This is a genomic window from Plantactinospora sp. A48 (assembly GCF_055793945.1).
The window spans coordinates 40,162-65,093 of the sequence record NZ_JBTIXF010000005.1; the positions used below are offsets into that span (position 1 = coordinate 40,162).

The window sequence follows — 24,932 nt, forward strand, 5'->3', positions numbered from 1 at the left end:
CTTGGTTACCGTGCCGTAGCAACCCCCTTCACAATCACCCCCGCCGCACCGCCCGCCGCCACCGACGGTGTCGTTGCGCGCCCCTCACCCCTTTGGGATCGGTACATGGTTGACCAGAATGTGCCACCACGCCGGTCGGATCGTCGGTGGGACGGTCCGGAACACCCGAGCCCGTACGGCACCGCCTACTACCGGCCGGGTCACCCCGACCAGCCGGGTACCGGGCCCGAGGTGTCGCACGGACCACGGTGGACCGAGCAGCAGGCGCAGTGGGCCGGCCCGGAGGAACAGTGGTCCGGCCAGCAGGGGCAGTGGGCCGGCTCGCCGGGGTTCACCGGCTCGGGCGCCGATCCACGACGCGTGGACGTGCTGCCGGATCCCGATGCGGACGACGAGGACGACGACGGACGGCGGGTCGGCCGCCGCCGGGCGCTGGCCGCGTTCGGCGGTACGGCGGCCGTGGTCATCGGCGGCGCCGGCCTGGCGATGTCACCGGTCGGACGCGACCTGGCCGACCGGCTGTTCGGCTCCGGCGGCGACGCCGAGGCGGTGGCGCCCACCGACGGTACGGCGGCGCGGCCGAGCGGCCAGCAGCCGAGCACGGTGCGCACCTACACCGAGCAGAACGAGAGCTACATGGGTTCGCGGGCCGGTGCCGCGCTGAAGAAGAACACGCCCACCGGCGGGCAGGTGTTCGACGGGCCGGCCGAGGCCGCCGCCCGGACCACGGTCACCGTCCGCACCGTGTTGGCCAAGGATCCGGTCCGGCACCTGGCCAGCCGGGCCACCTTCGGCGGTACCCCCGAGGTGCTGGCCGACATCAAGCGGATGGGCATCGACGCCTGGCTGCGTCAGCAGCTCGACCCGGAGAAGATCGCGCCGACCCGGGCCGAGTTGAAGCTCTCCGAGCTGACCACCCTGAAGATGACGCCCGCGCAGCTCAAGGCGAACCGGGAGAGCCTGAACGCCAAGGGTGTGCAGGCCGACAAGGAGTACATCGACGCCACCGTCGCCCGGCAGATCTGGTCGGACCGGCAGCTGTTCGAGGTGATGGTCGACTTCTGGAACGACTTCCTGCACGTCGGCCCGGAGTTCGACAACTCCGACCTGGTGCGCGGGGCGTTCGACCGGGACGTCATCCGCAAGCACGCGCTGGGCAACTACGCCGACATGCTGGTCGCGGCGAACCGGCATCCGGCGCTGCTGATCTACCTCAACCAGGTGCAGTCGCACAAGAACGAGGTCAACGAGAACCTGGCCCGGGAGAACCTGGAGCTGTACTCGGTGGGCGTGGACGGCGGCTACAAGGAGGCCGACGTGCGCCAGGCCGCCCTGTTGCAGACCGGGCGGACCATCGACGAGAACTTCGGGTACGTCTTCGAGTCGACCCTGCACTACGTCGGCCGGGTGAAGATCCTGGGCTTCTCCTCGGCCAACAACTCCGCCGAGGGTGGTGACAAGGCCGGCGAGGCGTACTTCCGTCATCTGGCCAACCACCCCTCGACGGCCCGGTACGTGGCGCAGAGCCTGGCCACCCGGTTCGTCTCGGACACCCCGCCGAAGAGCCTGGTCGACCGGCTGGCCAGGACGTACACGGCGAACAAGACGGCGATCAAGCCGGTGCTGATGACGCTGTTCAGTTCCAGCGAGTTCTGGGCCGCCGTGGGTCAGAAGGTGCGCCGGCCGATGGAGTACCTGGTGGCCACGTACCGGGCGCTCGGCGTCACGCCCGAGCCGTCGCCGGGCTACCGGGCGAACGGCAACCGGGGCGCGTTCGCCACGGGGCTGAGCCAGATCCGGTCCAAGCTGGCCGAGCTGGGCCAGTTCCCCACCGGCATGCCCACCCCGAACGGCTATCCGGACGTCTTCGTGGCGTGGACCAGCGCCGGCACGATGATCAACGGATGGAACGAGGCCGCGACGCTGATCGCGGGCGGCCATCCCGAGTTCTCGTACCTGAAGCCCGAGAAGCTGGTCGGCGCCAAGGCGCCCGCGACCGCCGGGGCGTACGTCGACGCGCTGGCCCGGCGGTTGGTCCACCAGCCGCTCACCGCCAAGCAGAAGGCGCTGATCCTCGGGATCCCCGGTGTGTCGGCGACGGCCAAGGTGGACGCCGCCTTCCTCGGAGCCGTCCCGGCCATGGCGCGGGCGCTGCTCGCTTCCCCCCAGCACCACCTCCGGTGAGGCCCGAGATGGAGAAGACTGTGCTTCCGTTCCCCCTGCACCCCGACTGCCCGGACCTGCGCCGGTTGGCACCGAACCGTACCGAGGCGGTGCTGCGCGCCGAGGCGGCGGCGGTCGAGGCCGAGAACGCGGCCGAGCGGGACCGCTTCCGGACGCTGAACAACCTGGAGGAGGAGCAGCAGGACGGGCGGGGCGTCACCCGGCGTACCTTCGTGGCCGGCGCCGCGGCCACCGCGACCGCGCTGGCGACCAGCCAGTTCGTCACCACCCAGGCGTCGTTCGCGGCCACCAGGACCGGCACGCTGATCCACGTCTTCCTGTACGGCGGGCTGGACGGGCTGAGCCTGGTCGCGCCGGCCAACGACCCGGTGCTGCGGAAGGCCCGCCCCGACCTGCTGCTGGAGAACGACTCACCGGCGCTGGACCGCGGTTTCATGATGAGCAAGGCGTTCGCGCCGCTGTCGGGATTCCTGGCCAAGCGGCAGCTCGGCTTCGTTCCGGCGGTCTCCGATCCGCGCCTGTCGCGCAGTCACTTCCAGGCCCAGGACGCCTGCAACCTCGGTGGCCTGCCGGCCGAGACCGGCGGCCGGGGCTGGCTGGACTCCCTTGTCGACGCCCTCGGCGCCGGTACGGCGTTCCGCAGTGTGGGGATCGGCAGCACGCTGCCCCGCTCCCTGGTCGGTACGAACGGCGCGATCTCGCTGAGCAGCGTCGAGTCGTTGACCCTGCGCGGCGACCAGCGGTTCACCGCGGCGACCGAGAAGGCGATCAAGGGCCTGTTCACCGACATCAACCACCCGGTGGAGGAATCCGTCAAGGACGGGCTGAACGCGCTGAGCCTCGCCAAGAAGCTCGCGGCCCAGGACTACCAGCCGGCCGCCGGCGTCAAGTACGAGGGTGAGCTTGGCCGGTCGTTCCGGGAACTGGCCCGGCTGATCAAGGGTGGCGCGAACGTCCGGGTGGCCACCATCGGCACCGGCGGCTACGACACCCACGAGAACCAGGGACCGCGCGAGGGCGGGCAGCTGTTCCGGCGGCTCAACGACGTGGCGCAGGGCATGGCCGACTTCTTCACCGACCTCGGTGACCGGGCCGCCGACGTCACCGTGCTGGTCTCCAGCGAGTTCGGCCGCCGGGTCGCCTCCAACCGGGGCGGCACCGACCACGGTCACGGCGGTGTGGTGGCGATCCTGTCCGGCAAGCCGCTCGCCGGAAAGGTGCTGGGCACCTGGAACGGCTTGGACAAACTGGACAGTGGAGACGTGCCGGAATACAACAACATGTTCCACGTCTACGGTTCGGTCGCGCAGGGCCGGTTCGGCCTGACCAACGCGCAGATCGACAAGGTCTTCCCCCGGCAGAAGTTCACCCCCATCAAGATCTACGGCTGACCGCCCCGGCCGCCGTCGGCTGGCAAGCCACCCGTCAGATCAACCCGATGTCGGCGAACCAGGGGTGTCCGGGCGCTGCGGACCCCCCAAGTTCGCCGACATCGGGTTGATCTGGTCTGGTGATCATCGGCGTTCGTCATGAAGGTCTGCCGGTGTTTGGGGTCGCTGGTTGGTTCGGGCGGTACGGCTAGCGGACCGGCCGGTGGGTGCCGGCTGGTCGAGCCGGCCCGGCGGGCCGGGGTCGACCGGGTCGCGAACCCATCGGACGGGTACTCGCCCAGCGGTGCGGTCGCCGGGCCCGGGCCGGCACCCCGTCCCCGCCGGCCGCCGTCACATCCTCGCCGGCCATGCTCACCCCCCGGCCTTCGTCCGGTCACCCGACCGTTCCGGTCAGCCGACCTTCGCGGTCACTACGACCGTTTCAACGAGGGCCGGCCCGGCCGGGTCGCTGTCGGGCATCCGGCGCTGCCGCTGAGCCCGAGGACGATGGCCGCGCCGAGCTCAGGAACCCCGGCGGTGGTCGCGCCGGATCCGACCGGGATGGCCGCGCCGGATCCAGCGGCCCCGGCGGTTCAGGCCGCGCCGGATCCAGCGGTGCTGAACTCAGTAGCCCTGGCGCGGGGCCGGCAGGTGGCCGGTCAGCACCGTGACCGGTCGGGCCGGGATGACCGAGCGCAGCGCGTCCACCAGGATCTCCTGCACCGAGTACGGGTCGGGAAGTCGCCACCGGGTCTCCTCGGGGGCCACCGCCCACCGGACCACTCCCTCGGGCAGCCGGGTGGGTGGCGCCGGGATCCACGAGCCGGCGCCGTGCCGGATCACGTAGAGGCACTGGTCCAGCTCGGGACGCAGTGGCTCGCCCGGGCCGACCAGAAAGATCCACCGGCCGCTCGGGGTCACCGCCACCGGCCCGCGACCCTCCGCGGCGGTCTCCGTCCGGGCGTGCGGCCGGGTCGCGTCGATCACCCGCTGACCCAGGTACGCGGGCACCTCGATGGCGTCGAACGCGCGGCCGGTGGCCAGCAGCACGCCGTGCGGGCGGACCCGCCACCAGGCGGCGACCCGGGCCGGATCGCTGGTGGCGGAGCGTTCCCAGTCCTCCAGCGCCGGGTGGCAGCCGGTGGTCGGGCAGCCGGCCCGGCCGCAGACGAATCGGTGTCGGGCCAGGCAGGCGCCGGGCGTGACGTCCCAGCCGTGTCCGGCGTAGCGCATGGCGATCCGGCGGAGCCGGGTCCGTTCCAGTGACGTCAGGTCGACGAGCGGCGGTCGAATACTGCCCCACATCCCGAAAAACCTCTCTTCAGTGTTTGCCGTCGATCAAACGATCCCGTTACCGGTACCCCACGCGATCGTTTGGTCAGGAAGACGAGCGGTTGCAACTTGCATGAAAACTACGGGGGAGAACGTCGCGAATGCCGCACAGCGGGTGCGATCGCTAACAATCGAATAAGAGCCGCATATGACCCATAGTCGCTCCGCCGGGACGCCGGCGGTGCAGGGGAGGGATTGGGCCGTGGACGAGTTACCTATCGGGCGCAGGGTCGCCTACTGGCGTGGTCGCCGCCGGATGTCCCAGCAGGTGTTCGCCGACCGGCTCGGCAAGTCCAAGAGCTGGGTGGACAAGGTCGAGCGGGGGGTCCGCCGGCTCGACAAGTTCTCCGTGCTGCACGAGATCGCCGACGTGCTCCAACTCGACGTCCAACTGCTGCTCGGCCGCGAACCCGAGCGGCGCAGCGGTGGCCTCAACTGCATCGACCAGGTCGAGGTCGAGGAGATCCGGTCGGCGCTCGAACGGTACGACGCGATGACCGCCTTCTTCGACGCCGCGCCCTGCCCGCCGCCGCTGGACGAGATGCGCAAGGCGGTCAGCCACGCCTGGCTGACGTACCAGTACGCCCGCTACGGCGTACTGACCCGGGCCCTGCCGAAGCTGCTCCGCGACGCCCAGGCGGCGGACGCGGCGTACTCGTCCGGCGACGACGCCCGGGTCGCCGCGCACCTGCTGGGGCAGGTCTACCAGATCGCCTCGTCGGCGCTGCGCAAGCTCGGCGAGCACGATCTGTCCTGGCTGGCCGCGGACCGGTCGATGGCGGTGGCCCAACGGGCCGGCGACCAACTGCTGGCCGGGATCGCCACGTTCCGGGTCGGCAATGCCCTGCTGGCGCTCGGCCGGGCCCGTCCGGCCCTGGAGATCAACGTCAACATCGCCAACCGGCTGGCACCGAACACCGAGCACGAGGCCACCCCCGAACGGCTCTCGGTGTACGGGATGCTGCTGTTGCAGGGGGCCATGGCGGCGGCCCGGATCGGGGACAGCGCCACGGTGCGGGACCTGATCAACGGTGCCGAGGAGGCGGCCAACCGGCTGGGCGGCGACCACAACCACTACTGGACCTGCTTCGGTCCCACCAACGTGCTGCTGCACCGGGCCTCCGCGGCGGTGGAGCTGGGCGAGGGCCGGCAGGCCATGGAGACCCACGAGGCGATCCAGCCCGCCGAGTTCAACGCCCTGCTGCCCGAGCGCCGGGCACACCACCTGCTCGACATCGCCCGCGGCTGCACCCAGGTGGGCGACGTCGAGAAGGCCGGCGCGATGCTGCTGGAGGGCGACCGGCTGGCCCCGTCGGAGATCCGCTGCCGGCCGCTGGCCCAGGAGGTCATGTCGGACGTGCTCCGCCGGACCCGGGGCGCCCCGCCGGCGGCCATCGCCGAACTGGCCGAGCAGATGGGGGTGGGCGTGTGACCGGGAACGCCGACCCGATCGGGCAGCGGCGACCGGTGCTGTACGTCATCGGCTGCGGCTCGCCGCTGACCCGTGGCCTCGGCCGGCTGGTCGACGCCGGCCAACGCGACGGCTGGGACGTCTGCGTCATCCTCACCCCCGACGGCCGCAGGTTCGCCGACGAGGCCGCGCTGGGCAACCAGACCGGCCACCCGGTCCGCTCGGCCTACAAGGATCCGCGGGAGATCGACGTGCTGCCGTCGCCGGACGCCCTGGTGGTGGCGCCCGCCACCGTCAACACGATCAACAAGTGGGCGGCCGGGATCACCGACACCCTGGCCCTCGGCCTGCTGGTGGAGAGCCAGGGGCTCGGCCTGCCGATCGTCGCCATGCCGTTCACCAACGCCGCGATGGCCGTCCACCCGGCGTTCCAGGAGAGCCTGGCCCGGCTGCGTGACTGGGGCGTGACGGTGCTGTTCGGCGCGGAGGTCATGCCCCTGCACCCACCCGGCACCGGCGAGCGCCACGTCGACCGGTTCCCCTGGGAGTTGGCGCTCGGGGTCCTGCGGACCCGGCTGGCCGAGGGCGATCCGGTCCACTGACCCTCCGGTACCCGAGCGGACGCCGGTAAGCTGGGCCGCCGTGAGCACAACGGGATCCGCCGACGTCCGTCTGGCCGACGTGGTCGCGGCGCTGGAGGAGCGCTTCCCGCCCGCCTGGGCCGAGCAGTGGGACCGGGTCGGGCTGGTGGTGGGCGACCGCGCCGCGCCGGTTCGCCGGGTCAGCTGCGTGGTGGACTGCGTGCCCGAGACCGTCGCCGAGGCGCGGGCGGTGGGAGCGGACCTGATCGTGGCGCACCACCCGTTGCTGCTGCGCGGCGTCTCTTCGGTGTCCACCGACACGTACAAGGGCCGGATCGTGCACGAGCTGATCCGGCACGACACCGCGTTGTACGTGGCGCACACCAACGCCGACGTGGCCAACCCCGGCGTGTCCGACGCCCTCGCGGCCCGGTTCGGCCTGCTCGACCCGCGCCCGCTGGACCCGGCGTCGACCGGGCCGGCCGCCGGTTCGGGCCGGGGCGGCGGCCGGATCGGCCGATTGCCCGAACCGATGCGGCTGGCCGAGCTGACCCGGCTGGCGGCCAGCGTGCTGCCGCCCACCGCCTGGGGGGTACGCGGCGCGGGCGACCCGGACCGGATGATCTCCACGCTGGCGGTCAGCGGCGGCGCCGGCGACCCGTTGCTGGCCGTCGCCGCGGCGGCCGGGGCGGACGCCTACCTCACCGCCGACCTGCGGCACCACCCGGCCAGCGAGCACCTCGCGGCCGGCGGCCCGGCGCTGCTGGACGCGGCGCACTGGGCGACCGAGCGACCCTGGCTGGACGACCTCGCGGCGTTCCTGCGCGACCGGCTCAGCCTTGCCGTGACCGTGTCCGACCTGATCACCGACCCCTGGACCACGCACGCGGCATCCCCCGCGAACCGATAGGAGCCCTGAGTGAAGGCCGACCCGCAAGACCAGCGTCGCCTGCTCGACCTGCAGGCGGTCGACACCGCGCTCGCCCAGCTGGCGCACCGGCGTCGGACCCTGCCCGAGCACGCCGAGCTGGACACCCTGGCCCGGCAGCTGTCGGCGTGCGAGGACGAGCGGGTACGCGCCCAGGTGGCGGTCGACGACCTGGACCGGGACATCGCCCGGCTGGAGGGCGACGTCGAGCAGGTCCGCAACCGTGCCGAGCGGGACTCCGCACGGCTGGCGATGGGCACCGGCCCGGCCCGTGAACTGGAGGCGTTGCAGCACGAGATGGCCTCGCTCAAGCGGCGGCAGACCGAGTTGGAGGACGCCGAGCTGGAGCTGATGGAGCAGCGGGAGGCCGCCCAGGGGCTGCTGGACGGCGTCCAGGAGCGGCTGGCCACCACCCGGGACACCCGGGCCGAGACCGAGCGGCGCCGCGACGAGGCGCTGGCGGAGATCGACCGGGAGGAGCAGTTCAAGACGGCGGCCCGGCAACCGCTGGTGAACGACCTGCCCGCCGACCTGATCGCGCTGTACGACCGGATCCGGGAGTCCTCGGGCGGGTTGGGCGCGGCGCTGCTGCGCTCGGGCCGGTGCGGGGGTTGCCGGATCGAGTTCTCCGGCGCGGACCGGGCCCGGATCAAGGCGACCGCGCCGGACGAGGTGGTGCGCTGCGAGGAGTGCCGGCGCATCATGGTCCGTACCGCAGAGTCGGGGCTGTAGCCGATGGCGGTCGACCGGGTCGTTGTGGAGGCGGACGGCGGGGCCCGGGGCAACCCGGGCCCGGCGGGGTACGGGGCGGTCGTCCGGGACGCCAGCGACGGCCAGGTGCTCCTCGAACGGTCCGACGCGATCGGCGTGGCGACGAACAACGTGGCCGAGTACCGCGGCCTGATCGCCGGGCTGGAGGCGGCGGCCGAGGTGGGCGCCGCCCGGGTCGCGGTCCGGATGGACTCCAAGCTGGTGGTCGAGCAGATGTGTGGCCGCTGGCAGATCCGCAACCCCGGGCTGCGACCGCTCGCCGCCCAGGCGGCCGGCCTGGTCAGCAGGTTCGACCGGGTCGACTTCGAGTGGATCCCCCGGGAGCGCAACCGGCACGCCGACGCGCTCGCCAACGCCGCCATGGACGGGGCGGCCAACCGTACCCCCCGGAGGATCCCACCGACCGAGTCGGCGGCGTCGCCGGCCGGCGCCGAGGCCGGCGCGGCGGCCGAGGTCGACACGCCCGGCTCGTCCGGGGTGCGCTCCTGGGAGCCCCGTCCCACGGACACCGCCACCCGGTTGCTGCTGGTCCGGCACGGCGCCACCGAGTACACCGCCGGCGGCCGGTACTCCGGCCGCGGTGACGTACCGCTGTCCGAGGTCGGCCGGAGCCAGGCCGCCGCGACCGCCCGCCGGGTGGCCGAACTGGCCCCGCGGGTCGCGGCCGTGGTCAGTTCCCCACTGTCCCGCTGTACGGAGACCGCCCGCGCGATCGTGACCGAGGTCGGCGACCCGCCGATGGCGACCTCGGACGCGCTGCTGGAGTGCGACTTCGGCGAGTGGGAGGGGAAGACCTTCGCCGAGGTACGCGACCGGTGGCCGGACGAGCTGAACCGCTGGCTCGCCTCCACCGAGGTGGCTCCGCCGGGGGGCGAGTCATTCGTGGCGGTCGGCGTCCGGGCGCGGTCGGCGGTGGCGGGGCTGCTGTCCACGTACCCCGGTCAGACCGTGGTGGTGGTCTCGCACGTCTCCCCGATCAAGCTGCTGCTGCGCGACGCCCTCGCGGCCGGTGACGCCCTCCTGCACCGGCTCTACCTGGACGCGGCCGGGGTGTCCGTCGTCGACTACTGGCCCGATGGTGGGGTGGCGGTGCGCAGCGTCAACGAGACGGGCCACCTGCCCGAGGCCTGATCCCACCCGCCCCGCCGGGCCGCTCGGCGCCGTCGGGTTGCCTGGTGGCGCCGGGCCGTTCGGTGTGGTCGGGCCGCTCGGCGCAGGCCAGGCGCCGTTCGGCGCAGTGGTCCCGATACTCGTAGTGAGCGCCGTCACATCGCCGATACCCTCCGGGCCGTTCGAATTTTGATCTACGGCCCTGCTTTCAAGGAGGTGTGGCAGATGAGTGAACCCCTCGCGGGCGAGCCACCGCGGCCGGCCGACGCCGAGCCAGCGGAAACGGCCCTGGCTGAGTCGAAGGACCGCAGTCCGTGGAACTGGCTGCTCTTCGTGCCGATCGTCGTGCCGCTGATCACGCCGCTGTTCAACAAGGACCATCCACGGGTGCTCGGCTTCCCGACCTTCTACTGGCTGCAACTCGCCTTCATCGTGCTCGGCGTGGCCACCACCACGGTGGTCTACCAGATGACCAAGAAGCGGAGGTGAGCACCGTGTGGAAGGACCACCTCACCGAGATCATCGTCTTCACCCTGCTGTTCCTGCTGGTCAGCGCGATGGGCTTCGTCGCCGCCCGGTGGCGCGCCCCGAACGACATGGCCCACCTCGACGAGTGGGGGCTGGGCGGGCGCAGCTTCGGCGGCTGGGTCACCTGGTTCCTGGTCGGCGGTGACCTCTACACCGCGTACACCTTCGTCGCCGTGCCGGCGCTGATGTTCGGCGCCGGGGCCGCGGGGTTCTTCGCGGTGCCGTACACGATCATCATCTATCCGCTGGTCTTCCTCGTCCTGGTCCGGCTCTGGTCGGTGTCGCACCGGCACGGCTTCGTCACGCCCGCCGACTTCGTCCGGACCCGGTTCGGTTCGCCGACGCTGGCGCTGCTGATCGCCATCACCGGCATCGCGGCCACCATGCCGTACATCGCGCTGCAACTGGTCGGCATCGAGTCGGTGCTCAAGACCATGGGCGTAACCGGCGACAACGCGCTCGCCCGGCACCTGCCGATCATCATCGCGTTCGCGATCCTGGCCGCGTACACGTACCAGTCGGGGCTGCGGGCGCCCGCGCTCATCGCGTTCGTCAAGGACACGCTGATCTACATCGTGATCCTGGTGGCGATCATCTGGCTGCCGCACAAGCTGGGCGGCTGGAGTTCGATCTTCGACGCCGCCGACGCGAAGTTCAAGGCCAGCCCCGCGCCGGGGGACGGGATCGTGCTCAACGCCAACAACCAGGTGCAGTACATCACCCTGGCCCTGGGTTCGGCGCTGGCGCTGTTCCTCTACCCGCACAGCATCACCGGCGTGCTGGCCAGCAAGAACCGCGACGTGATCAAGCGGAACATGTCGGCGCTGCCCGCGTACAGCCTGCTGCTCGGGCTGATCGCGCTGCTCGGTTACATGGCCATCGCCGCGAAGGTCAAGCCGTTGCCCGGTGCCTCGGCCGGCTCGTCCGACAGCAACACGGTGGTGCCACTGCTGTTCGACCAGCAGTTCCCGGACTGGTTCGCCGGGGTCGCGTACGCGGCCATCGGGATCGGCGCGCTGGTGCCGGCCGCCATCATGTCGATCGCGGCGGCCAACCTGTTCACCCGGAACATCTACAAGGAGTACCTGAAGCGGGACGCCACCGCGGCCCAGGAGGCCAACGTCTCGAAGATCGCCTCGCTGGTCGTGAAGCTCGGCGCGGTGGCCTGCATCGTCTTCCTGGACCCGCAGTTCTCCATCGACCTCCAGCTCATCGGCGGCGTGATCATCCTCCAGACGCTGCCGGCGGTGGCCCTGGGCATCTACACCCGGTGGTTCCACCGGGGCGGTCTGATCGCCGGCTGGGTGGCCGGGATGGGACTCGGGATGTGGATGCTCTACCAGATCCCCAACCCGGCCACGAAGCGGACCCACTTCGGCGGGTCGGCGTTCAAGCTCTCGGACTTCGGCTTCGACACCCAGAAGACGATCTACGTGGGCATCGTGGCGGTCGTGGTCAACCTGCTGGTCGCGGTGCTGGTGACCCTGGCACTGCGGGCCGGCAAGGTGGCCGACGGTCCGGACGGCACCACCCGCGACGACTACTTCGCCGACGAGGGTGACCCCCGGGTCGAACCCGGCCGACGCGAGGACGCCGAGGCAGCCCCGGAGCCCGTCGCCTGAGCCGAAAGGAAGGGCCCCTTGTTATCGCTTTTTGTATAGGAAGGGGCCCTTCCTGACGCCTCACGTACCGTTGCGCCGGACGCCGACCGGGCGCCGCCGGGCGGTTCAGGTGTCGCGGGCAGCCGGTCCGGGCGACCGCTGATCGGCCAGGCCGTACCGGTAGGCGTATCGGACGGCCTGCGCGCGGTCCCGCACCCCGGTCTTGGCGAACAGCCGGTTGACGTGCGACTTCACGGTGGCTTCCGTGACGTACAGCCGGCCGGCGATCTCCCGGTTGCCCAGTCCCGCGGCGATCAGCCGGAGCACCTCGACCTCCCGAGCGGTCAACCCGGCCCGGTGCAGGGGCGTCCCGATCTCGCCGCCCCCGCCGCCGCTGTCGCTCCCGCTTCCGCCCCCGCCCCCGCCGACAAGCCCGGCCGGTCCGGTCCCGGCGCTAGGCTCGTCACCGGGCCCGGACGTCCGCGCCGGGTCCGGGGTTGGCACGGCACCGGAGGCGGCGGCCAGGAGCCGTTGCCGTACCAGCGGATCCAGCGCCGACTGGCCCACGGCCGCCGCCCGGACCGCCTGCGCGATCTGGGTACGACCGGAGTCCTTGGTCAGGTAGCCGAGCGCCCCGGCCCGCAGCGCCGACAGGATGTCCTCGTCATCGGCGTACGTCGTCAGCACCACCACCCGGGTCTCCGGATGGTCGGCCTGGATCCGCGCGGTCGCGCGTACCCCGTCGCAGCGGGGCATCCGCAGGTCCATCAGCACCACGTCCGGGCGGTGTTCGGCGACCAGGGCGACGGCCTCCTCGCCGTCGGCGGCCTGGCCCACCACCGACACGTCGTCGAGCAGGTCCAGCAGCAGGGCCAGTCCCTCCCGTACCGCCGCCTGGTCGTCGGCGACCACCACCCGGATGCTCATCCCGGCATCCTGACATCGACCCGCCAGCCGGTGCCGGCCGGACCGGTGTCGACGGTTCCGCCGGCCAGCTCGACCCGTTCGCGCAGCCCGGTCAGCCCGTACCCGGGCGGCAGGCCGGCCCCCGGCGGCGCGGCCACGGTACGGCCACCGTCGTCGCTGACGCTCAGCCGGACCTCCGCCGGCCAGTACGTCAGATCGATCCGCACCCGGGCCCCGGGCGCGTGCTTGCGGATGTTCGTCAACGCCTCCTGCGCGGCCCGGTACAGCGCGTGTCCGGCCTCCGGGCTCAACGGCCGGGGCGTACCGGCGACCCGAACCTCGGCCGGGACGGCCAGGTCGCCCCGGTACGCCTCGGCCAGCGTCGTCACCAGCTCGGGCAGCGGCAGCGGGTCTCCGCGCAACGCGGTCACGGCCCGTCGCGTCTCGGCCAGTCCTTCCCGGGCGACCCGGCCGGCCTGGTCGACCACCTCGGCGGCCTGCCGGACGCGGTCGTGTTCCAGCAGTGCCGCCGCCGTCTCCAACTGCACGGACAGGGCGGACAGCGAGTGCGCCAGAACGTCGTGGATCTCCCGCGCCAACCGGGCCCGCTCGGCCAGCGCCGCGGACCGGGCCCGTTCCTCCCGGGCCACCTCGGTCTCGACCAGCAACAGCTCACGCTGCTCGTCCTGCTGCGTCCGTTGCCGTCGGACCATCCCGGCGAGTAGGCCGACGAGCAGCGGGACGGCCGACACCGCGGCCGAGTCGAGCGGAGCGCCGGTGGCCACCTCGACGGTCACCAGCGCGACGATCAGCGCGGACGTCAGACCGACCGAGACGGCCATCCCGAATATCCACCCCGCGAACAGGCAGGCGACGGTGGGGTAGAGGACGGCAAACCCGCGATCGTGGAACGTGACCAGTGCGACCCCGGCCGATCCGCAGACCGCGATCGCCGCGAGCCAGGTCCGGGGCCCGGCCGGCCGGAGGACCATGACGGCCCAGGCCAGGTCGGCGATCCCGATCAGAACCAGCACAATCGGCCACCGGCGGTCATCGAACACCGGCCTGGTGGCCAGCACCCCCCAGGTCAGCGCCACCAACCCGACCAGGCTGCGAAGCTGTCGGCGGCGGTCGAGGGCACGGTCGGTCGCGCCGAACATGCCACCAGTCTCCGTCATCGATCGGCGGTGTCGACGCCGCCTCCGGCGAAAGCCCGCCGCGCGTCGCGGCGCGCGGTTCGCCGGGCGCCGCGCGGCGCGAAGGGTACGCCGGTGGCGAGCGCGCGCCACCCGACGACGGCGCTCTCACCCAGCAGGCTCAGCCCGAGCATCAGCAGCAGCGCGGCGGACAGCACCCGCAGGTCGGCGCCGGCGAGGTGGGCCAGCCAACCGATCCCGAGCCGGACCGCGACCAGCCCGAGCCAGACCACCACGGTGACCGGGCGGTAGCGGTACCAGACGTGGCCGTCGCGGGCGTACACCCGGACCGTGCCGCCCCGGGCCGCGCCGGCGGCGACCGCGACCGCGACCTGCACGGCGAGCGTGGCCACGTCGATCGCGGCAAGGTGGTGGGCGGTTCTCGCCAGGGTCACCACGCCGTACCCGGTGAGGACCAGCGGCAGTACGACCAGCCGCCGGCCCTCCAACGGCTCGCCGCTCAGCCGGCGGGCCAGGACGTAGCTGACGGCCAGGACGGTCAGCAGGATGCTCAGCGCGTTCACCAGGGGTTCCCTTCGTCGTCTCGGCAACGACGGTAGGAACCGCGACGGTGGAACACCGCCACCCGAGGGTGGAGATCCGGGTGGAGATCCCCGCCTCCACCCGTGTTCGCCTCGGCGTCCACCCCCAGCCGGCGTGGGCCGGTGTCAGCGCAGGACGCGGTAGAGCAGCAGCAGGCCGATCACCGTGCCGAACAGCACGATCACCGTCTTGAGCACGGCCGGCGGCAACCGGCGGGCCAACCGGGCGCCGCCGTACCCGCCAATGATCGTCGCCGGCATCAGCACCGCCACGGCCGCCCAGTTGACCGGACCGAACAGCCCGAACACGAGCAGCGTGGTCAGCCCGACCAGCGCCGACAGCAGGTTCTTCACCGCCGTGACGCGTACCAGGGACTCGTCGAGCACCAGGGCCAGCCCGGCCACCAGCATCACCCCGAGCGCCGCGCCGAAGTAACCGCCGTACACCGAACCCACCGCGACCATCGCCTGGACCGTGACCGCCCGGCGGCGCGGGCTCAGCTCGGCCGGATGACCGACCAGCCGGCGGAGCTGCGTCTGGAACGCCAGCACCGCGGTGGCGGCCAGCACCAGGAAGGGTACGACCAGCTCGAACGCCCGCGCCGGGGTGACCAGCAGCAGCGCGCCACCGGCGGCGGTGCCCAACACGGTGGTCGGGAGCAACGGCAGCAGCCGCCGGCGGGCCGGCAGATCGTGCCGGCTGCCCACCACACTGGACACGTACCCCGGGCAGACCGCGATCGAATTGCTGACATTCGCCGGTACGGGAGCCAGCCCGATCGCGAGCAGCGCCGGGAACGTGATCAGCGAGCCGCCACCGGCCACCGCGTTCACGGTGCCGGCTGCCAGCCCGGCGCCGACCAGCAGCGCCACCTCGGAAAGATCCATGCTGAGCCGAGGCTAGTACGACCGTTGCCGGCCCGCTCGACCGGCCACGGTACCGCGGCGCCGGCCGGCCGCCCGTACCGCTGATCCATGGCCCTGGTTTCCTGCCGCGTTGCCGCTCCTGCCCTTGGTTCGCCGCCCCTGGCCGCGGTGGGTCCTGATGCTGGATCACCGGCCCGGGCCATGGTCGGTCCTGGGTCGGTCCGGTGGTCCCGGCCTGGCGGACGGGTGGGGGCAATAACCGGCGAAGGATCCCCGTTAGGATGGGTACGCGACGGACGAGTCGACCGGGCGGTCGCGTCGAGCGGGTCTCCGGACCCGCCGCCGAGGAACGTCCGGACTCCACAGGGCAGGGTGGTTGTTAACGGCAACCCGGGGCGACCCGCGGGAAAGTGCCACAGAAAACAGACCGCCGCGCCCAACTGGGCGCGGTAAGGGTGAAACGGTGGAGTAAGAGCCCACCAGCACCCCGGGTGACCGGGGTGGCTCGGTAAACCCCACCCGGAGCAAGGCCAAGAATGGGTCGCCACCGCAAGATGACGACCCGCGCAGGCGTTCGAGGGCGGCCCGCCCGATGCCTGCGGGTAGGCCGCTGGAGCCTGCCGGCGACGGCAGGCCGAGATGGATGGCCGCCGCCGGTGCGTACCGGCAACGGTGCGCGCCGGGCACAGAATCCGGCGTACAGGTCGACTCGTCCGTCGCCCACCAGCTCAGAGACCTGATCAAGGCTCTGAGCTGGTTCTATGTCCGGGTGTCTATGGCCGTTGTTGGTCAACTTTGGTCGGCGTTTGACGCCCTGTGGACGCCCTGACGCCCTGGAGACGCCCTAAGCGCTGGCTCAGTTGGCCTCGCCTCGGGTCGGCCGTGCTGCTCCGTCGCGAGGGCTTTACGGGGCCGGCGCGTGGGGTTCCGGGTAGGGGTCGGCGGTTGCGGGGGAGGGCCGGGTACGCCTTGGCCGTGGAGCTGGGTGTCGCGGCGGGTTGAGTCAGTGGCAAGCCAGTCCCGGGGTTGGACTGGCGCGGCAGCCGGAAGCCCCGACCGCGCGACCAGGCCGACCCGTCGGCTTCCGTCACGGCCTCGCTGGGCCTGGTCCCCTGGTTGGTGGGGGCGGTGTCCCGGCGGCTGTCGGCGGCTTACCGCCCCGGTGCCGTAGGCGTCCGGGGCGGATTGCCGCCGGCCGGGCTTGCCGCCCCGCACCGCGCGGAGCGCGGTGCCTTGATCTAGAACAGAACAAATCGGCAGTCAATCCCTTGATGGCAATGGTGGTGCAGTTGTGCGAGTAGGTTGCTGTCCGCATTCCGCTACTTGCGGATCGGCGATACCATGAGGAGTATTGGTCTCAGATTTGGCCTGAGTCAGCCGAACGGGAGAGCTAGTGCAGTCGCAGTGGGCTACGGCCGACGAGCTTCTCAAGAAGTGGCTACGGCGAACAAGGGAGGGACAGCACTCGCACCACGAGGCCGGCAAGCTTCTCAAGCGCGTCAATTATTGGCTGGCGATCCCCGTGATTGTTATTACAACAGTCCTTGGGACGGGTGCGTTCGCCACGCTGACCAGCAATGTATCTAAAGAGCTGAGACTTCTGTTTGGAGTGCTGAGCATAGTGGCTGCAGTGCTTTCCGCGCTCCAAATACATCTTCGTTATCCAGAGCGGGCGGAGAAGCACAGGAGCCTCGGTGCCCAGTATGGAAATATCCGCAGGCGGATTGAGAGCATTCTTGCGACCCCTTATGAAGAAAGAGGGGACCGATCCCTGATGCTCGACGAGCTGCGTGGAAGGCTCGACGCGCTAAGTTCCGAGGGGGACGTCGTTTCCCGTAGAGTATTCGATAGAACGCTAAAGAGACTAGATGACCGGGATAAGAGGGGGCGGATTGAGGCTAGTCCGTGATATGGCTAAAGACTAAGACTCTGCATCTCCCTTAGTAAGTCTTCCGGTAGTCGATCTAGCCATACTTGCTCAAGCCGCATGGGGCTGCTTTCCAGTCGCTCGAAGATAGCTATGCTCTCGGGTTGGCCAAGGAGGACGAATGATCCGGATTTGCCGGCGGCACTAGTCGGGCCGTAACGATCGAATATCTCCTGTAATCGGCATCGCTCTCGTTCCGCGAAGGACTCGATCCTGTCCGGATAATCTGGTTGCTCATCGAAGTCCATCGCAAGAAGAACTGCATTCAAAACTTCTCGCGAGAGTTGCTCGTTGTACTTGGTTGTGCAGAACGTGTAAAAGATTCTTTCGGTCTGGTCAAGGACCGAGTTCAGGAAGTAGTCGGGCAGGTCGGACATCGCTTCCATGGCCCGCGCAACCTCCCGGTCGTAGACTTCGACCAACGCAAGCAGACCATACAACGAGCGTCTGACACTTCTCGGCAGATCAGTCGACGGCTTATACAGGAGCCTATGGGACATAACCGCCCAAAGGTCCGACGCCGCCGTTCGGATTTGGATTTCGCAGTCACGGTCTTCGTCCGGTTCGGCTCCACCGGGCGCGACTGGTAGAAACGGCTTAACCTGCAGGTGAAGGCGAGGGTAAGTCAGCCTGTCCTCGTCCCCGCCTTCCTTGCGGTCGTCTGCGGACCAAGTGACGTGGAAATTGCTGCGGACCATCTCTTCGGCGCGGTCTAAGTCCCCTGAGTGGCGAACGACGACCCGAACCCCGGCTTTGTCATATATTTGCTTCCATGGGTCGGATAAGTCATTAACTATAGCTTTTTTGACGAAGCTTCCAACCTCCTTTGCGCGATAGGTAACAGTGCAATCGATTCGCGCTTTCACAGCAAGAAGGCGAATTCTTTGGGCGGTTTCTTGGGCTAGCTGCTCGTAGCGTGGCCGCTCTTCCGAATAGCGAACCCTGGCCTCTGCGGCGATGTCACTCATTCAGGCTGCTCATCTTTTGCCGCTTGCTTCCCCGGTATTCCTCGTCCTCGAACTGGCCCCATCCTGTCTGTAATGATTATCCTATCTGCTTGCCCGTCCCCCTGCTCGAACTTGATTAGGTCGCTGTCGAGGACAGAGTTCGGTCCAGCGAGCGTAAGTCCGCTCTCGAAAGCGATGCTAAATTGCTTCAACTTGGTTTCTACGAAGTAGGTGTCTTTATCGAAGGTGGAGGTTGGGACGTCCTTCTTCATTAGAAAATTGAGGAAGTCGTCGCGTTGCCCGTTTCTAATATGCGTCGTCGCAAAGCCACGTGGTGAAACAGTCGTCCGCTCACTCAACAGCTCGGAGGCGAGAGCCATGGCATAACGGGTGCGGAGTTCGGGGTTGCCAGTACTTTGGTTAATCCAGTCTTGGGTGTAGCGATAAAAGAGGCGAGTGACCTCTTTTGGCTCCTCCAGTAGGCGGCAGCCGAGGTACTTCCGAAGAAAGAAGGCAGCGACCTCTCCTCCAGTCATCTGCCGATCTGCTGCCCACCCGTATAACAATCCGCCGTCCAGGTCTGCAGCTCGAAACAAGCCGACCTTGTAGACTTTCGACCGACTCGTTAGGAAGAGGTCCGAAAAGTACCTGACAGCCTGCGCGCCGGCTGCTTCAACAGACTCTTCGGCCCGCATGCCTCCTTCCTGCTCAATCTTAACTAGTAGGATAGAGCGCGAGTTGTCAACGATGCATTCTGCGACTAGTAGTATTCCAGCGGAGGTTGTTCCCGATTGGCTATCCCTTAAGATTTGTGCTAATTGTTGGGAGGTTGAAACAAAATCGATCGAAGGGTCCGCTAGGAGATTCCGTATCGTCTCAGGTGTCTTTGACGTGACGGCATCGTTTTCAACGATTTGCCGTCCGTTTTTCTTTACAACGTCGCGGAGGCGGGTTTCTAACTGAGCTTCGGCCTCGCCTTCGAGGTTGCAAACGGCGTTACCCATCACGACCGAGGGTGGGTTCGCGTCGGACCTTGAAACCCTGGGGATTGTGTGAACGATTGCCTTAGTGATCTTGATTAGCCCTACGGACGCCTGCACTTCGCCCATCCTTCGCGATGTTGCTCTCGTTGGTTATGAGTTATTGGGACACTTGTTCGATGACTCAGGGTGGATCGGTGGCAAGGTGTCGCTGCCGATCCCCTTCACGATCAGTCTCCTGGCATTGTCGTGAAGACGGCTCATGCGATCAATCCATCTATCGTGAACCCGTCTTCCGCACGAAACAACCTCGTGGTATTGAATGTCGCGCCTTCCCGGGGGCCTCGTTGGCGACTCAACGGTGGTCGACAGCGAACAAGTACTCGTACTCCCACTCGATCCGGTCGGCGGGTAGGACGATATCTGCGGCAACCTCTACGACGCGGTGTCCTGAGTAGGTGCGGCGTGTGATGGAGAGGACAGGCGTGTTTCTGGACATCTGGAGCGCACCTTCCTCGGTGTCCGTGGGCATGCGGGCTCGGATCGTCTCGACGCTCTTGGTGACAGGTCGTCCGAGCCGGGTTAGGAGGACGATGTGCGCGGAGAGCGCAGGTGGCTTGTCCAAGAGCGCAAGCGAGGCGTCGCCTAGGTCGCCTAGCCGGTAGTAGGAGGTCATCAGCTGCTGCGGAACACCGTTGACGCGCACGAGCGCCTGACGCTCCAGGAGCATGGCTCCCACGGGCACGTTGAAAAGTTCCGCCAGTTCCGGTGTAGCGGTCACCTCGCGGTGTTCGCCACTGACCTGCTCTTCATCGACTGCTGAACCTATCGAGCGATCCAGGCATCCGGTATTCGTCCCTGCCTGCCGGGGCGCGTGCGGCTGGAGGCGGCTCAGTTGAGTGGAGGGGCGAGCGTAGGTGCCTCGTCCGTGTTCGGTGGTGACGGTGCCGTCGGCGCGTAGGTGGGCGATGGCTTGGCGGATGGTGCCGCGGGCGACGCCGAATTCGCGCATGAGGGCGGGTTCGGAGGGGATCAACGCGCCGGCCGGGATGGCTCCGCTGGTGATGCGGTGGCGGAGTTCGTCGGCGATGGCGCGGTAGCGGGGTTGCTTGTGCGGGGTTGGCACATCGGTCACGGTACCTGTCTGCCGGGTTCTCAACCGGTCCGGCACGCGTCATGCCAGATGTATAGACAAGTCGTCTAGTTGTAGGTACGTTTCGAAGGCGGTCGGGGACGGCTGATGACAAGGGGTTGGCACCAGGACCGGCCCCGGCCGCACTCAACGGTTTCTTCGCGTCTTCGGCAGCGGCCGGTGGCGCTGATTCGACGTGCCCACAGTCCCAGCACGGCGCTACCCGCCACTGCCCGCATCAGTGTGCGCCGTGCCGTCGAGGGGCCGGTGGTCGGCTCGCGTACTCCCAGGCGGCCGGCCACCGGCTCCCTCGCCCGTCGCCGTGGAGGTGCAGCGATGATCCGTTCCCACCGTCGACACAACGGCCGCTGGTCCTGGTGGCCCTGGAACCGCCGGCCAACCCAGACACTGGCCCGACACGCCAAGACCACCGAATCTCCAACAGCAACATCGCTGCGGTGGGCTGACAGTCCGACCGTCAAGCTGCCGAATCTGCGGTACGCGCCGCTGCTCACCCTCGGCCAGGCGTACCGGAGCAACGGCGGGCGGTGGAACCGGTGACCCGCCAACCGCAACCACCCGCGCGACAGACGGAGCATCCCGTGTGGTGTGACCGGCGGCGCTGCGGCTACCTCGTACCGCCGATCATGTCGCACATGCCCCGCCGGCACGTCGGGTCGTCCGCCCGTCTCGGCACGGTGTGCGGCGCTGGACTGGTGATCGTCCACCTGGTCGCCTCCCACGGCCAACCACCCCTGATCGGCCTACACGCCGCCGGTATCAGCCGGATCGCCGGGACAGTCGAATTGCCCCTGCCCGACGCCTGGCAGCTCGCCCGCCGACTGGACCACCTGCTCGCCGACGCCGGCTACACCCCACCTACCCAGGAGGCCACCGATGAACAGTGACGAGCGTTCAGAGCTTGTCGGGGGAGAGTGCCCGCCCTGGTGCGAGGGCTGCGGCCCGGACGACCCGATGCACCGCACCGACCTGACCACCATCGGCTCCGAGGGCGGCGGGTGGATCAGCCTGCACGTCCTCCTGGACCGGTTCCGTCGCCGGGAACCGATGCTGCGCATCGACACCACCCGCTACGGGCCGACGCAGAGCATCGTGCTGACCGTCGACCAGGTGGGCCGGTTCCTGCTCGACCTGGCCCGCGGTCACGAGATCCTGCGGGAAACCCGTACCGCCCGGCGGGCTGTGGCCCGGTCCGACGGTGACTGACCGGCCCGACCCGACCACCCGGCAGACGTACCAACGTCTAGGCGGTAGCGTTACCGGCGTGATCCCCCGGGACTGGCGACCGCGCTACCTGCAACTGGCCGAGGACCTACGCGCCCGCATCGTGTCCGGGGAACTCCCGCAAGGCTCGGCCATGCCCAGCGAAACCGAGCTGGCCGACACCTCCGGCCTCTCCCGCACCTCGGTCCGTAACGCCATCCGCCAACTCCGCGAATGGGGCCTCGTGCGCGCCGAGCAGGGCCGGGGCACCTACGTCCGTGCACCCCGGCAGCGGGTGCGGCGCCGCAACACCGACCGGTACCAGTGGGAGAAAGACCGCGCGCTGGCCAGCGAGGTCGAACGCCGCCGCTCCGGGGGTACGGAACACGACACCGGCCTGACCGTCGATGACCTGAAGTTCCACGCCGAATACACCAGCGTGGACGCCGACGAGGACATGACCGCCGTGTTCAACCTGCCGGTCGGTACCCGGTTGTTGCGGCGGGTGTACTGGACCAGTTCCCGCCACGAGAGCGCCCCCCTGTCGATCTCGTACTCGTACCTGCCGTACGAGCTGGTGGCGAAGAATCCCGACCTGCTCGATCAGGAGAACGAGCCCTGGCCCGGCGGCACCATGCACCAACTGCACACCATCGGCGTCGAGGTCGACCAGATCACCGACGAGATCCGCGCCCGCCCACCCTCACCGGATGAGGCTGAACTCCTCGACATCGAAGCCGGCGTCTCCGTGCTGACCGTCCGGAAGATCTCCACCGACATCAACGGCCAAGTGGTCGAGGTCGCGGACATCGTCCTGCCGGGGGACCGGACTGAACTGGTCTACACCACCGTGTTGAAGCGGTGGAAGGCGTGACCCGGCTCGTCTCGGTCATCACCGCCGTCCACGGGCCCAGCATCGGATACCTCGCCCAGGCATACGCCTCCCTGACCGCACAGGAGATGCCCGACGGGTGGGACTGGCAATGGCTCGCCCAAGAAGACGGCCAACACAACCTGCTCATCGACCATCTCCCCAATGCAGACCCGAGGATCAGTGGCGGCAGCGGCCGACCCGGCGGACCCGGCGTCGCCCGCACCCTCGCCCTGGCCCGGGCTGAGGGGGAGTACATCAAGGTCCTGGACGCCGACGACCAACTCACCCCCGGCACCCTCGCCCGCGACATCGCGGCCCTGGAGGAACACCCCGACATCGGGTGGACCACCTCCCGCGTCCTAGACCTCATGCCCGACGGCCACACCATCGGCTTCGATATGGACCCACCAGCCGGACGCATCGCCCGCGGCGAAGTCCTCGCACTCTGGAAGGCCCACGACTACCGGGCACCGGTTCATCCAGCCACGCTGTGTATGCGGCGGGGCCTACTTCTGGCACTCGGCGGCTGGATGGCGTTGCCGGCGTCTGAGGACACGGGTCTGCTCCTAGCCGCCAGCGTCACCACCGAGGGCTGGTTTACGCCGGAGCCAGGGTTGCTGTACCGGAAGTGGCCCGGCCAAATGACCGGCCAAGCCACCCATCGCGACCCGGTGGAGTATGCCGCTCGCATGAAGATCATCGAGTCTAGAGCAGACGCCCTGGTCACGATCCTGTCGAATGGCCTTGCACCTACGTCTCGGGGATAGCTCGTGTCCGCGCTGCCCCGCTTGCCGTGGCCGCTCGATGTCTGTAGGAAGCTTTCCCCACGGGTGATGTAGCCGATCCTCGGTGCGGATGACATGCAATCCGCTTTGGTTACGATTCGGCATCGGCTACCTTAGAATCAAATTATCTTCACTTTCCTGGGGCGGAGTCGCTCCACACATTCAGGGGAGTACTTGTGGGAACTCCACCCCTTAGGGCAGCCTCTTGCCATGACGCACAAGAACAAGCCCGGGCCAGCGAAGAGGATCTTGCCCCCTGGCTTCATGCCAACGATTCGAAACCCCAGAGATGTCAATCTCCCCGACACCTTAGCTTTCCTGGAAGCAGGAATTGACATCTGTCTTGGCCGCAATCTGCGATCAGAAATCGCACAAGAGCGAAGTGGAAGGATTGCCAGTAGGCAGACGCTGGTAGCCGAATTGCGAGCGCGTGAATTTCGAGTCCATGAATCGACCTTCGATCGCAGATGGGCAAGCAAAGCGGATTACAGCCGTGACCTGGCTGCATTCGCTATGTCATACGGCTGGGTGGATGACGTGCTCGTGCACATGATTGCCTCCCTGCGTGCTCAGGTGCCGAATTTGGCTGCGGGAGAGATAACTCTCTCGGAAGTCATTGATGATGCCTCAATCGCGAACATTCGGCGGAGGGTGCGGATAGAGAGATCGGTCCGCAACTTAAGTTCTTTGCTGCCATACTCGGCTAACCTGACGGAAGCAGCGAAGATCGAACAATGGCGTAGGTGCCGCCATGAAGAGACTTGGCTACCGGTCTACGAGGAGTTGGCCCGAGCGGCAAAGGTGAGTGTCTCCCAAAATTCACTGCGAGAATTCGCAAATTTCGCAGCGAACAATGCAGAGGCTTATGCCAGGGATGCTTACCTTGCGCAGGTGAGCACGAGCTACTCGGTTGATCTCGCGCCATACTTCGGCGAGCGGCTCGCGAAAGCGATCAAATCCTGGGTCCAGCATCAGTTCAACGTCGGGCCGCTGGGCCTGGGCAGGGCATGACTGGGCGCCTCATGAAGGCGGGCCCAGGTCGCCTGGGCGTATGCCGAAGTGAATAGAGGCCCTTGTAGCACCGGCACGAGTTAGACAAAGCCCGTTGACTTGTCTGCCAAGTTGGGGTTACCGTGCTCAGTACAACTTGGCAGACAGGTCTACAAGCTGGAGGTTGGGCGATGGCTCTGAGGGGCGGGACCAGGTTCTCGGTCCGATGTGAGGACGTGTTCCCGGCGGGGTGCGCGTTGGTACCCGAGTCGCTGGGTGAGGTGGAGGACTACGACGAGAAGACCGGTCGGCGGTCGCCGGCGAAGGACAAGGTGACCGGCCAGCGGGTGTGGCAGGTCCGGGTGATGGACCTTGACCCGGAGTTGGGCAAGCGGTCCCGGGAGACGACGGTGAAGATCTCGGCTGACTACCAGCCGGTGCCGCCGACGGGGACGCCGTTCGAGGCGGTGGAGTTCGACGGCATGACTGTCACGCCGTATGTGGCGAACAACGGTCGGATGGCGTACTCGCTGCGGGCGACCGGGATGCGCGCCCCGGCGGGTGTGAACACGAGCAAGCAGAAGGCGGCGGCGTAGCCGCATCAGGTGTGGGCGGGGCTGTCAGGTCTTGGCGGACGGCAGCCCCGCCCTCTGTCTTCCCCCTACTCGCATGGAGAGAGGTAGTGACATGGTCAAGCGTAGGGCTCGTGCTGCCCTCATGCCGGATCGGCACCCCGTAGCGGCTCC

Annotated in this window: 25 protein-coding genes and 1 other RNA gene; 18 read left to right on the forward strand and 8 right to left on the reverse strand. The window is 68.7% G+C overall.

Annotated features, from left to right (window positions below):
* The first annotated feature begins 105 nt into the window (after positions 1 to 105).
* Both ACXN5W_RS04505 and ACXN5W_RS04510 read left to right on the forward strand, forming a co-directional pair.
* The gene (locus ACXN5W_RS04505) at positions 106 to 2,184 is read left to right on the forward strand and encodes a DUF1800 family protein (RefSeq protein WP_473156855.1); all 2,079 of its coding nucleotides are present in this window, start codon (positions 106 to 108) and stop codon (positions 2,182 to 2,184) included.
* A 20-nt stretch (positions 2,185 to 2,204) separates the two neighbouring features.
* Positions 2,205 to 3,575, forward strand: a complete 1,371-nt coding sequence (locus ACXN5W_RS04510) for a DUF1501 domain-containing protein (protein ID WP_473156856.1) — start codon at positions 2,205 to 2,207, stop codon at positions 3,573 to 3,575.
* Between the two features lie 603 nt (positions 3,576 to 4,178).
* On the opposite strand, the gene ACXN5W_RS04515 is transcribed toward ACXN5W_RS04510, so the two are convergent.
* Entirely contained in the window at positions 4,179 to 4,859 is a 681-nt protein-coding gene (locus tag ACXN5W_RS04515; RefSeq protein ID WP_473156857.1) for a bifunctional DNA primase/polymerase, read from the reverse strand.
* A gap of 229 nt (positions 4,860 to 5,088) precedes the next feature.
* Here ACXN5W_RS04515 and ACXN5W_RS04520 point away from each other — a divergent pair, with 229 nt between their 5' ends.
* The 7 genes from ACXN5W_RS04520 (at position 5,089) to mctP (ending at position 11,837) form a co-directional block, all read left to right on the forward strand.
* Positions 5,089 to 6,318: a helix-turn-helix domain-containing protein gene (locus ACXN5W_RS04520; RefSeq protein WP_473156858.1), complete on the forward strand. Its 1,230-nt coding sequence runs from the start codon at positions 5,089 to 5,091 to the stop codon at positions 6,316 to 6,318.
* Entirely contained in the window at positions 6,315 to 6,899 is a 585-nt protein-coding gene (locus tag ACXN5W_RS04525) for a flavoprotein (RefSeq protein WP_473156859.1), read from the forward strand. The genes ACXN5W_RS04520 and ACXN5W_RS04525 overlap by 4 nt, the downstream gene beginning before the upstream one ends.
* A gap of 79 nt (positions 6,900 to 6,978) precedes the next feature.
* Entirely contained in the window at positions 6,979 to 7,788 is an 810-nt protein-coding gene (locus ACXN5W_RS04530) for a Nif3-like dinuclear metal center hexameric protein (RefSeq protein ID WP_473156958.1), read from the forward strand.
* 9 nt (positions 7,789 to 7,797) lie between these two features.
* Complete coding sequence (locus ACXN5W_RS04535) at positions 7,798 to 8,538, forward strand: zinc ribbon domain-containing protein (RefSeq protein WP_473156860.1); 741 nt, start codon at positions 7,798 to 7,800, stop codon at positions 8,536 to 8,538.
* A 3-nt stretch (positions 8,539 to 8,541) separates the two neighbouring features.
* Positions 8,542 to 9,708: a bifunctional RNase H/acid phosphatase gene (locus ACXN5W_RS04540; RefSeq protein ID WP_473156861.1), complete on the forward strand. Its 1,167-nt coding sequence runs from the start codon at positions 8,542 to 8,544 to the stop codon at positions 9,706 to 9,708.
* Between the two features lie 204 nt (positions 9,709 to 9,912).
* Positions 9,913 to 10,176: a DUF3311 domain-containing protein gene (locus ACXN5W_RS04545; protein ID WP_473156862.1), complete on the forward strand. Its 264-nt coding sequence runs from the start codon at positions 9,913 to 9,915 to the stop codon at positions 10,174 to 10,176.
* A 5-nt stretch (positions 10,177 to 10,181) separates the two neighbouring features.
* Positions 10,182 to 11,837, forward strand: coding sequence for a monocarboxylate uptake permease MctP (mctP, locus tag ACXN5W_RS04550; RefSeq protein WP_473156959.1), 1,656 nt, complete (start codon positions 10,182 to 10,184; stop codon positions 11,835 to 11,837).
* A gap of 105 nt (positions 11,838 to 11,942) precedes the next feature.
* Here mctP and ACXN5W_RS04555 read toward each other — a convergent pair whose 3' ends face one another.
* From ACXN5W_RS04555 to ACXN5W_RS04570, 4 genes are all read right to left on the reverse strand, one after another.
* The gene (locus ACXN5W_RS04555) at positions 11,943 to 12,743 is read right to left on the reverse strand and encodes a response regulator (RefSeq protein WP_473156863.1); all 801 of its coding nucleotides are present in this window, start codon (positions 12,741 to 12,743) and stop codon (positions 11,943 to 11,945) included.
* On the reverse strand, positions 12,740 to 13,900 hold the full coding sequence (locus tag ACXN5W_RS04560) for a sensor histidine kinase (protein WP_473156864.1): 1,161 nt from the start codon (positions 13,898 to 13,900) through the stop codon (positions 12,740 to 12,742). The genes ACXN5W_RS04555 and ACXN5W_RS04560 overlap by 4 nt, the downstream gene beginning before the upstream one ends.
* The gene (locus ACXN5W_RS04565; protein WP_473156865.1) at positions 13,897 to 14,442 is read right to left on the reverse strand and encodes a hypothetical protein; all 546 of its coding nucleotides are present in this window, start codon (positions 14,440 to 14,442) and stop codon (positions 13,897 to 13,899) included. The genes ACXN5W_RS04560 and ACXN5W_RS04565 overlap by 4 nt, the downstream gene beginning before the upstream one ends.
* A gap of 144 nt (positions 14,443 to 14,586) precedes the next feature.
* Positions 14,587 to 15,348: a sulfite exporter TauE/SafE family protein gene (locus tag ACXN5W_RS04570; protein WP_473156866.1), complete on the reverse strand. Its 762-nt coding sequence runs from the start codon at positions 15,346 to 15,348 to the stop codon at positions 14,587 to 14,589.
* A 276-nt stretch (positions 15,349 to 15,624) separates the two neighbouring features.
* Here ACXN5W_RS04570 and rnpB point away from each other — a divergent pair.
* Together rnpB and ACXN5W_RS04580 are read left to right on the forward strand one after the other, a co-directional pair.
* Positions 15,625 to 16,043, forward strand: an RNA gene (rnpB, locus tag ACXN5W_RS04575) — RNase P RNA component class A.
* Between the two features lie 677 nt (positions 16,044 to 16,720).
* The gene (locus ACXN5W_RS04580) at positions 16,721 to 17,236 is read left to right on the forward strand and encodes an SLATT domain-containing protein (RefSeq protein WP_473156867.1); all 516 of its coding nucleotides are present in this window, start codon (positions 16,721 to 16,723) and stop codon (positions 17,234 to 17,236) included.
* A 5-nt stretch (positions 17,237 to 17,241) separates the two neighbouring features.
* Here ACXN5W_RS04580 and ACXN5W_RS04585 read toward each other — a convergent pair whose 3' ends face one another.
* From ACXN5W_RS04585 to ACXN5W_RS04595, 3 genes are all read right to left on the reverse strand, one after another.
* Positions 17,242 to 18,222: a GTP pyrophosphokinase gene (locus ACXN5W_RS04585; RefSeq protein ID WP_473156868.1), complete on the reverse strand. Its 981-nt coding sequence runs from the start codon at positions 18,220 to 18,222 to the stop codon at positions 17,242 to 17,244.
* Complete coding sequence (locus ACXN5W_RS04590; protein ID WP_473156869.1) at positions 18,219 to 19,310, reverse strand: nucleoid-associated protein; 1,092 nt, start codon at positions 19,308 to 19,310, stop codon at positions 18,219 to 18,221. Before ACXN5W_RS04590 ends, ACXN5W_RS04585 begins: the two co-directional genes overlap by 4 nt.
* A 226-nt stretch (positions 19,311 to 19,536) precedes the next feature.
* Positions 19,537 to 20,316, reverse strand: a complete 780-nt coding sequence (locus ACXN5W_RS04595) for a GntR family transcriptional regulator (protein ID WP_473156870.1) — start codon at positions 20,314 to 20,316, stop codon at positions 19,537 to 19,539.
* Between the two features lie 333 nt (positions 20,317 to 20,649).
* Between ACXN5W_RS04595 and ACXN5W_RS04600 the strand changes: the two genes are divergently transcribed.
* From ACXN5W_RS04600 to ACXN5W_RS04630, 7 genes are all read left to right on the forward strand, one after another.
* Complete coding sequence (locus tag ACXN5W_RS04600) at positions 20,650 to 20,874, forward strand: hypothetical protein (protein WP_473156871.1); 225 nt, start codon at positions 20,650 to 20,652, stop codon at positions 20,872 to 20,874.
* Positions 20,871 to 21,221 carry a hypothetical protein gene (locus tag ACXN5W_RS04605; RefSeq protein ID WP_473156872.1) on the forward strand — a complete coding sequence of 117 codons (351 nt, stop codon included), beginning with the start codon at positions 20,871 to 20,873 and terminating at the stop codon, positions 21,219 to 21,221. The genes ACXN5W_RS04600 and ACXN5W_RS04605 overlap by 4 nt, the downstream gene beginning before the upstream one ends.
* Complete coding sequence (locus ACXN5W_RS04610; RefSeq protein ID WP_473156873.1) at positions 21,211 to 21,540, forward strand: hypothetical protein; 330 nt, start codon at positions 21,211 to 21,213, stop codon at positions 21,538 to 21,540. The genes ACXN5W_RS04605 and ACXN5W_RS04610 overlap by 11 nt, the downstream gene beginning before the upstream one ends.
* A 58-nt stretch (positions 21,541 to 21,598) precedes the next feature.
* The gene (locus ACXN5W_RS04615; RefSeq protein WP_473156874.1) at positions 21,599 to 22,411 is read left to right on the forward strand and encodes a GntR family transcriptional regulator; all 813 of its coding nucleotides are present in this window, start codon (positions 21,599 to 21,601) and stop codon (positions 22,409 to 22,411) included.
* A complete protein-coding gene (locus ACXN5W_RS04620) occupies positions 22,408 to 23,178 on the forward strand; it encodes a glycosyltransferase (protein ID WP_473156875.1) in 771 nt (256 codons plus the stop codon). The genes ACXN5W_RS04615 and ACXN5W_RS04620 overlap by 4 nt, the downstream gene beginning before the upstream one ends.
* A 228-nt stretch (positions 23,179 to 23,406) precedes the next feature.
* A complete protein-coding gene (locus ACXN5W_RS04625) occupies positions 23,407 to 24,207 on the forward strand; it encodes a hypothetical protein (RefSeq protein WP_473156876.1) in 801 nt (266 codons plus the stop codon).
* A 170-nt stretch (positions 24,208 to 24,377) separates the two neighbouring features.
* Entirely contained in the window at positions 24,378 to 24,782 is a 405-nt protein-coding gene (locus tag ACXN5W_RS04630; RefSeq protein WP_473156877.1) for a transcriptional regulator, read from the forward strand.
* Positions 24,783 to 24,932 lie beyond the last annotated feature (150 nt).

Bases quoted from the DNA above. Each gene is read 5' to 3' on its own strand.
- ACXN5W_RS04505 (WP_473156855.1), top strand. From the start codon at position 106: ATGGTTGACCAGAATGTGCCACCACGCCGGTCGGATCGTCGGTGGGAC.
- ACXN5W_RS04515 (WP_473156857.1), bottom strand. From the start codon at position 4,859: ATGTGGGGCAGTATTCGACCGCCGCTCGTCGACCTGACGTCACTGGAA.
- ACXN5W_RS04540 (WP_473156861.1), top strand. From the start codon at position 8,542: ATGGCGGTCGACCGGGTCGTTGTGGAGGCGGACGGCGGGGCCCGGGGC.
- ACXN5W_RS04545 (WP_473156862.1), top strand. From the start codon at position 9,913: ATGAGTGAACCCCTCGCGGGCGAGCCACCGCGGCCGGCCGACGCCGAG.
- ACXN5W_RS04555 (WP_473156863.1), bottom strand. From the start codon at position 12,743: ATGAGCATCCGGGTGGTGGTCGCCGACGACCAGGCGGCGGTACGGGAG.
- ACXN5W_RS04560 (WP_473156864.1), bottom strand. From the start codon at position 13,900: ATGACGGAGACTGGTGGCATGTTCGGCGCGACCGACCGTGCCCTCGAC.
- ACXN5W_RS04570 (WP_473156866.1), bottom strand. From the start codon at position 15,348: ATGGATCTTTCCGAGGTGGCGCTGCTGGTCGGCGCCGGGCTGGCAGCC.
- ACXN5W_RS04585 (WP_473156868.1), bottom strand. From the start codon at position 18,222: ATGAGTGACATCGCCGCAGAGGCCAGGGTTCGCTATTCGGAAGAGCGG.
- ACXN5W_RS04590 (WP_473156869.1), bottom strand. From the start codon at position 19,310: ATGGGCGAAGTGCAGGCGTCCGTAGGGCTAATCAAGATCACTAAGGCA.
- ACXN5W_RS04600 (WP_473156871.1), top strand. From the start codon at position 20,650: ATGATCCGTTCCCACCGTCGACACAACGGCCGCTGGTCCTGGTGGCCC.
- ACXN5W_RS04610 (WP_473156873.1), top strand. From the start codon at position 21,211: ATGAACAGTGACGAGCGTTCAGAGCTTGTCGGGGGAGAGTGCCCGCCC.
- ACXN5W_RS04625 (WP_473156876.1), top strand. From the start codon at position 23,407: ATGACGCACAAGAACAAGCCCGGGCCAGCGAAGAGGATCTTGCCCCCT.
- ACXN5W_RS04630 (WP_473156877.1), top strand. From the start codon at position 24,378: ATGGCTCTGAGGGGCGGGACCAGGTTCTCGGTCCGATGTGAGGACGTG.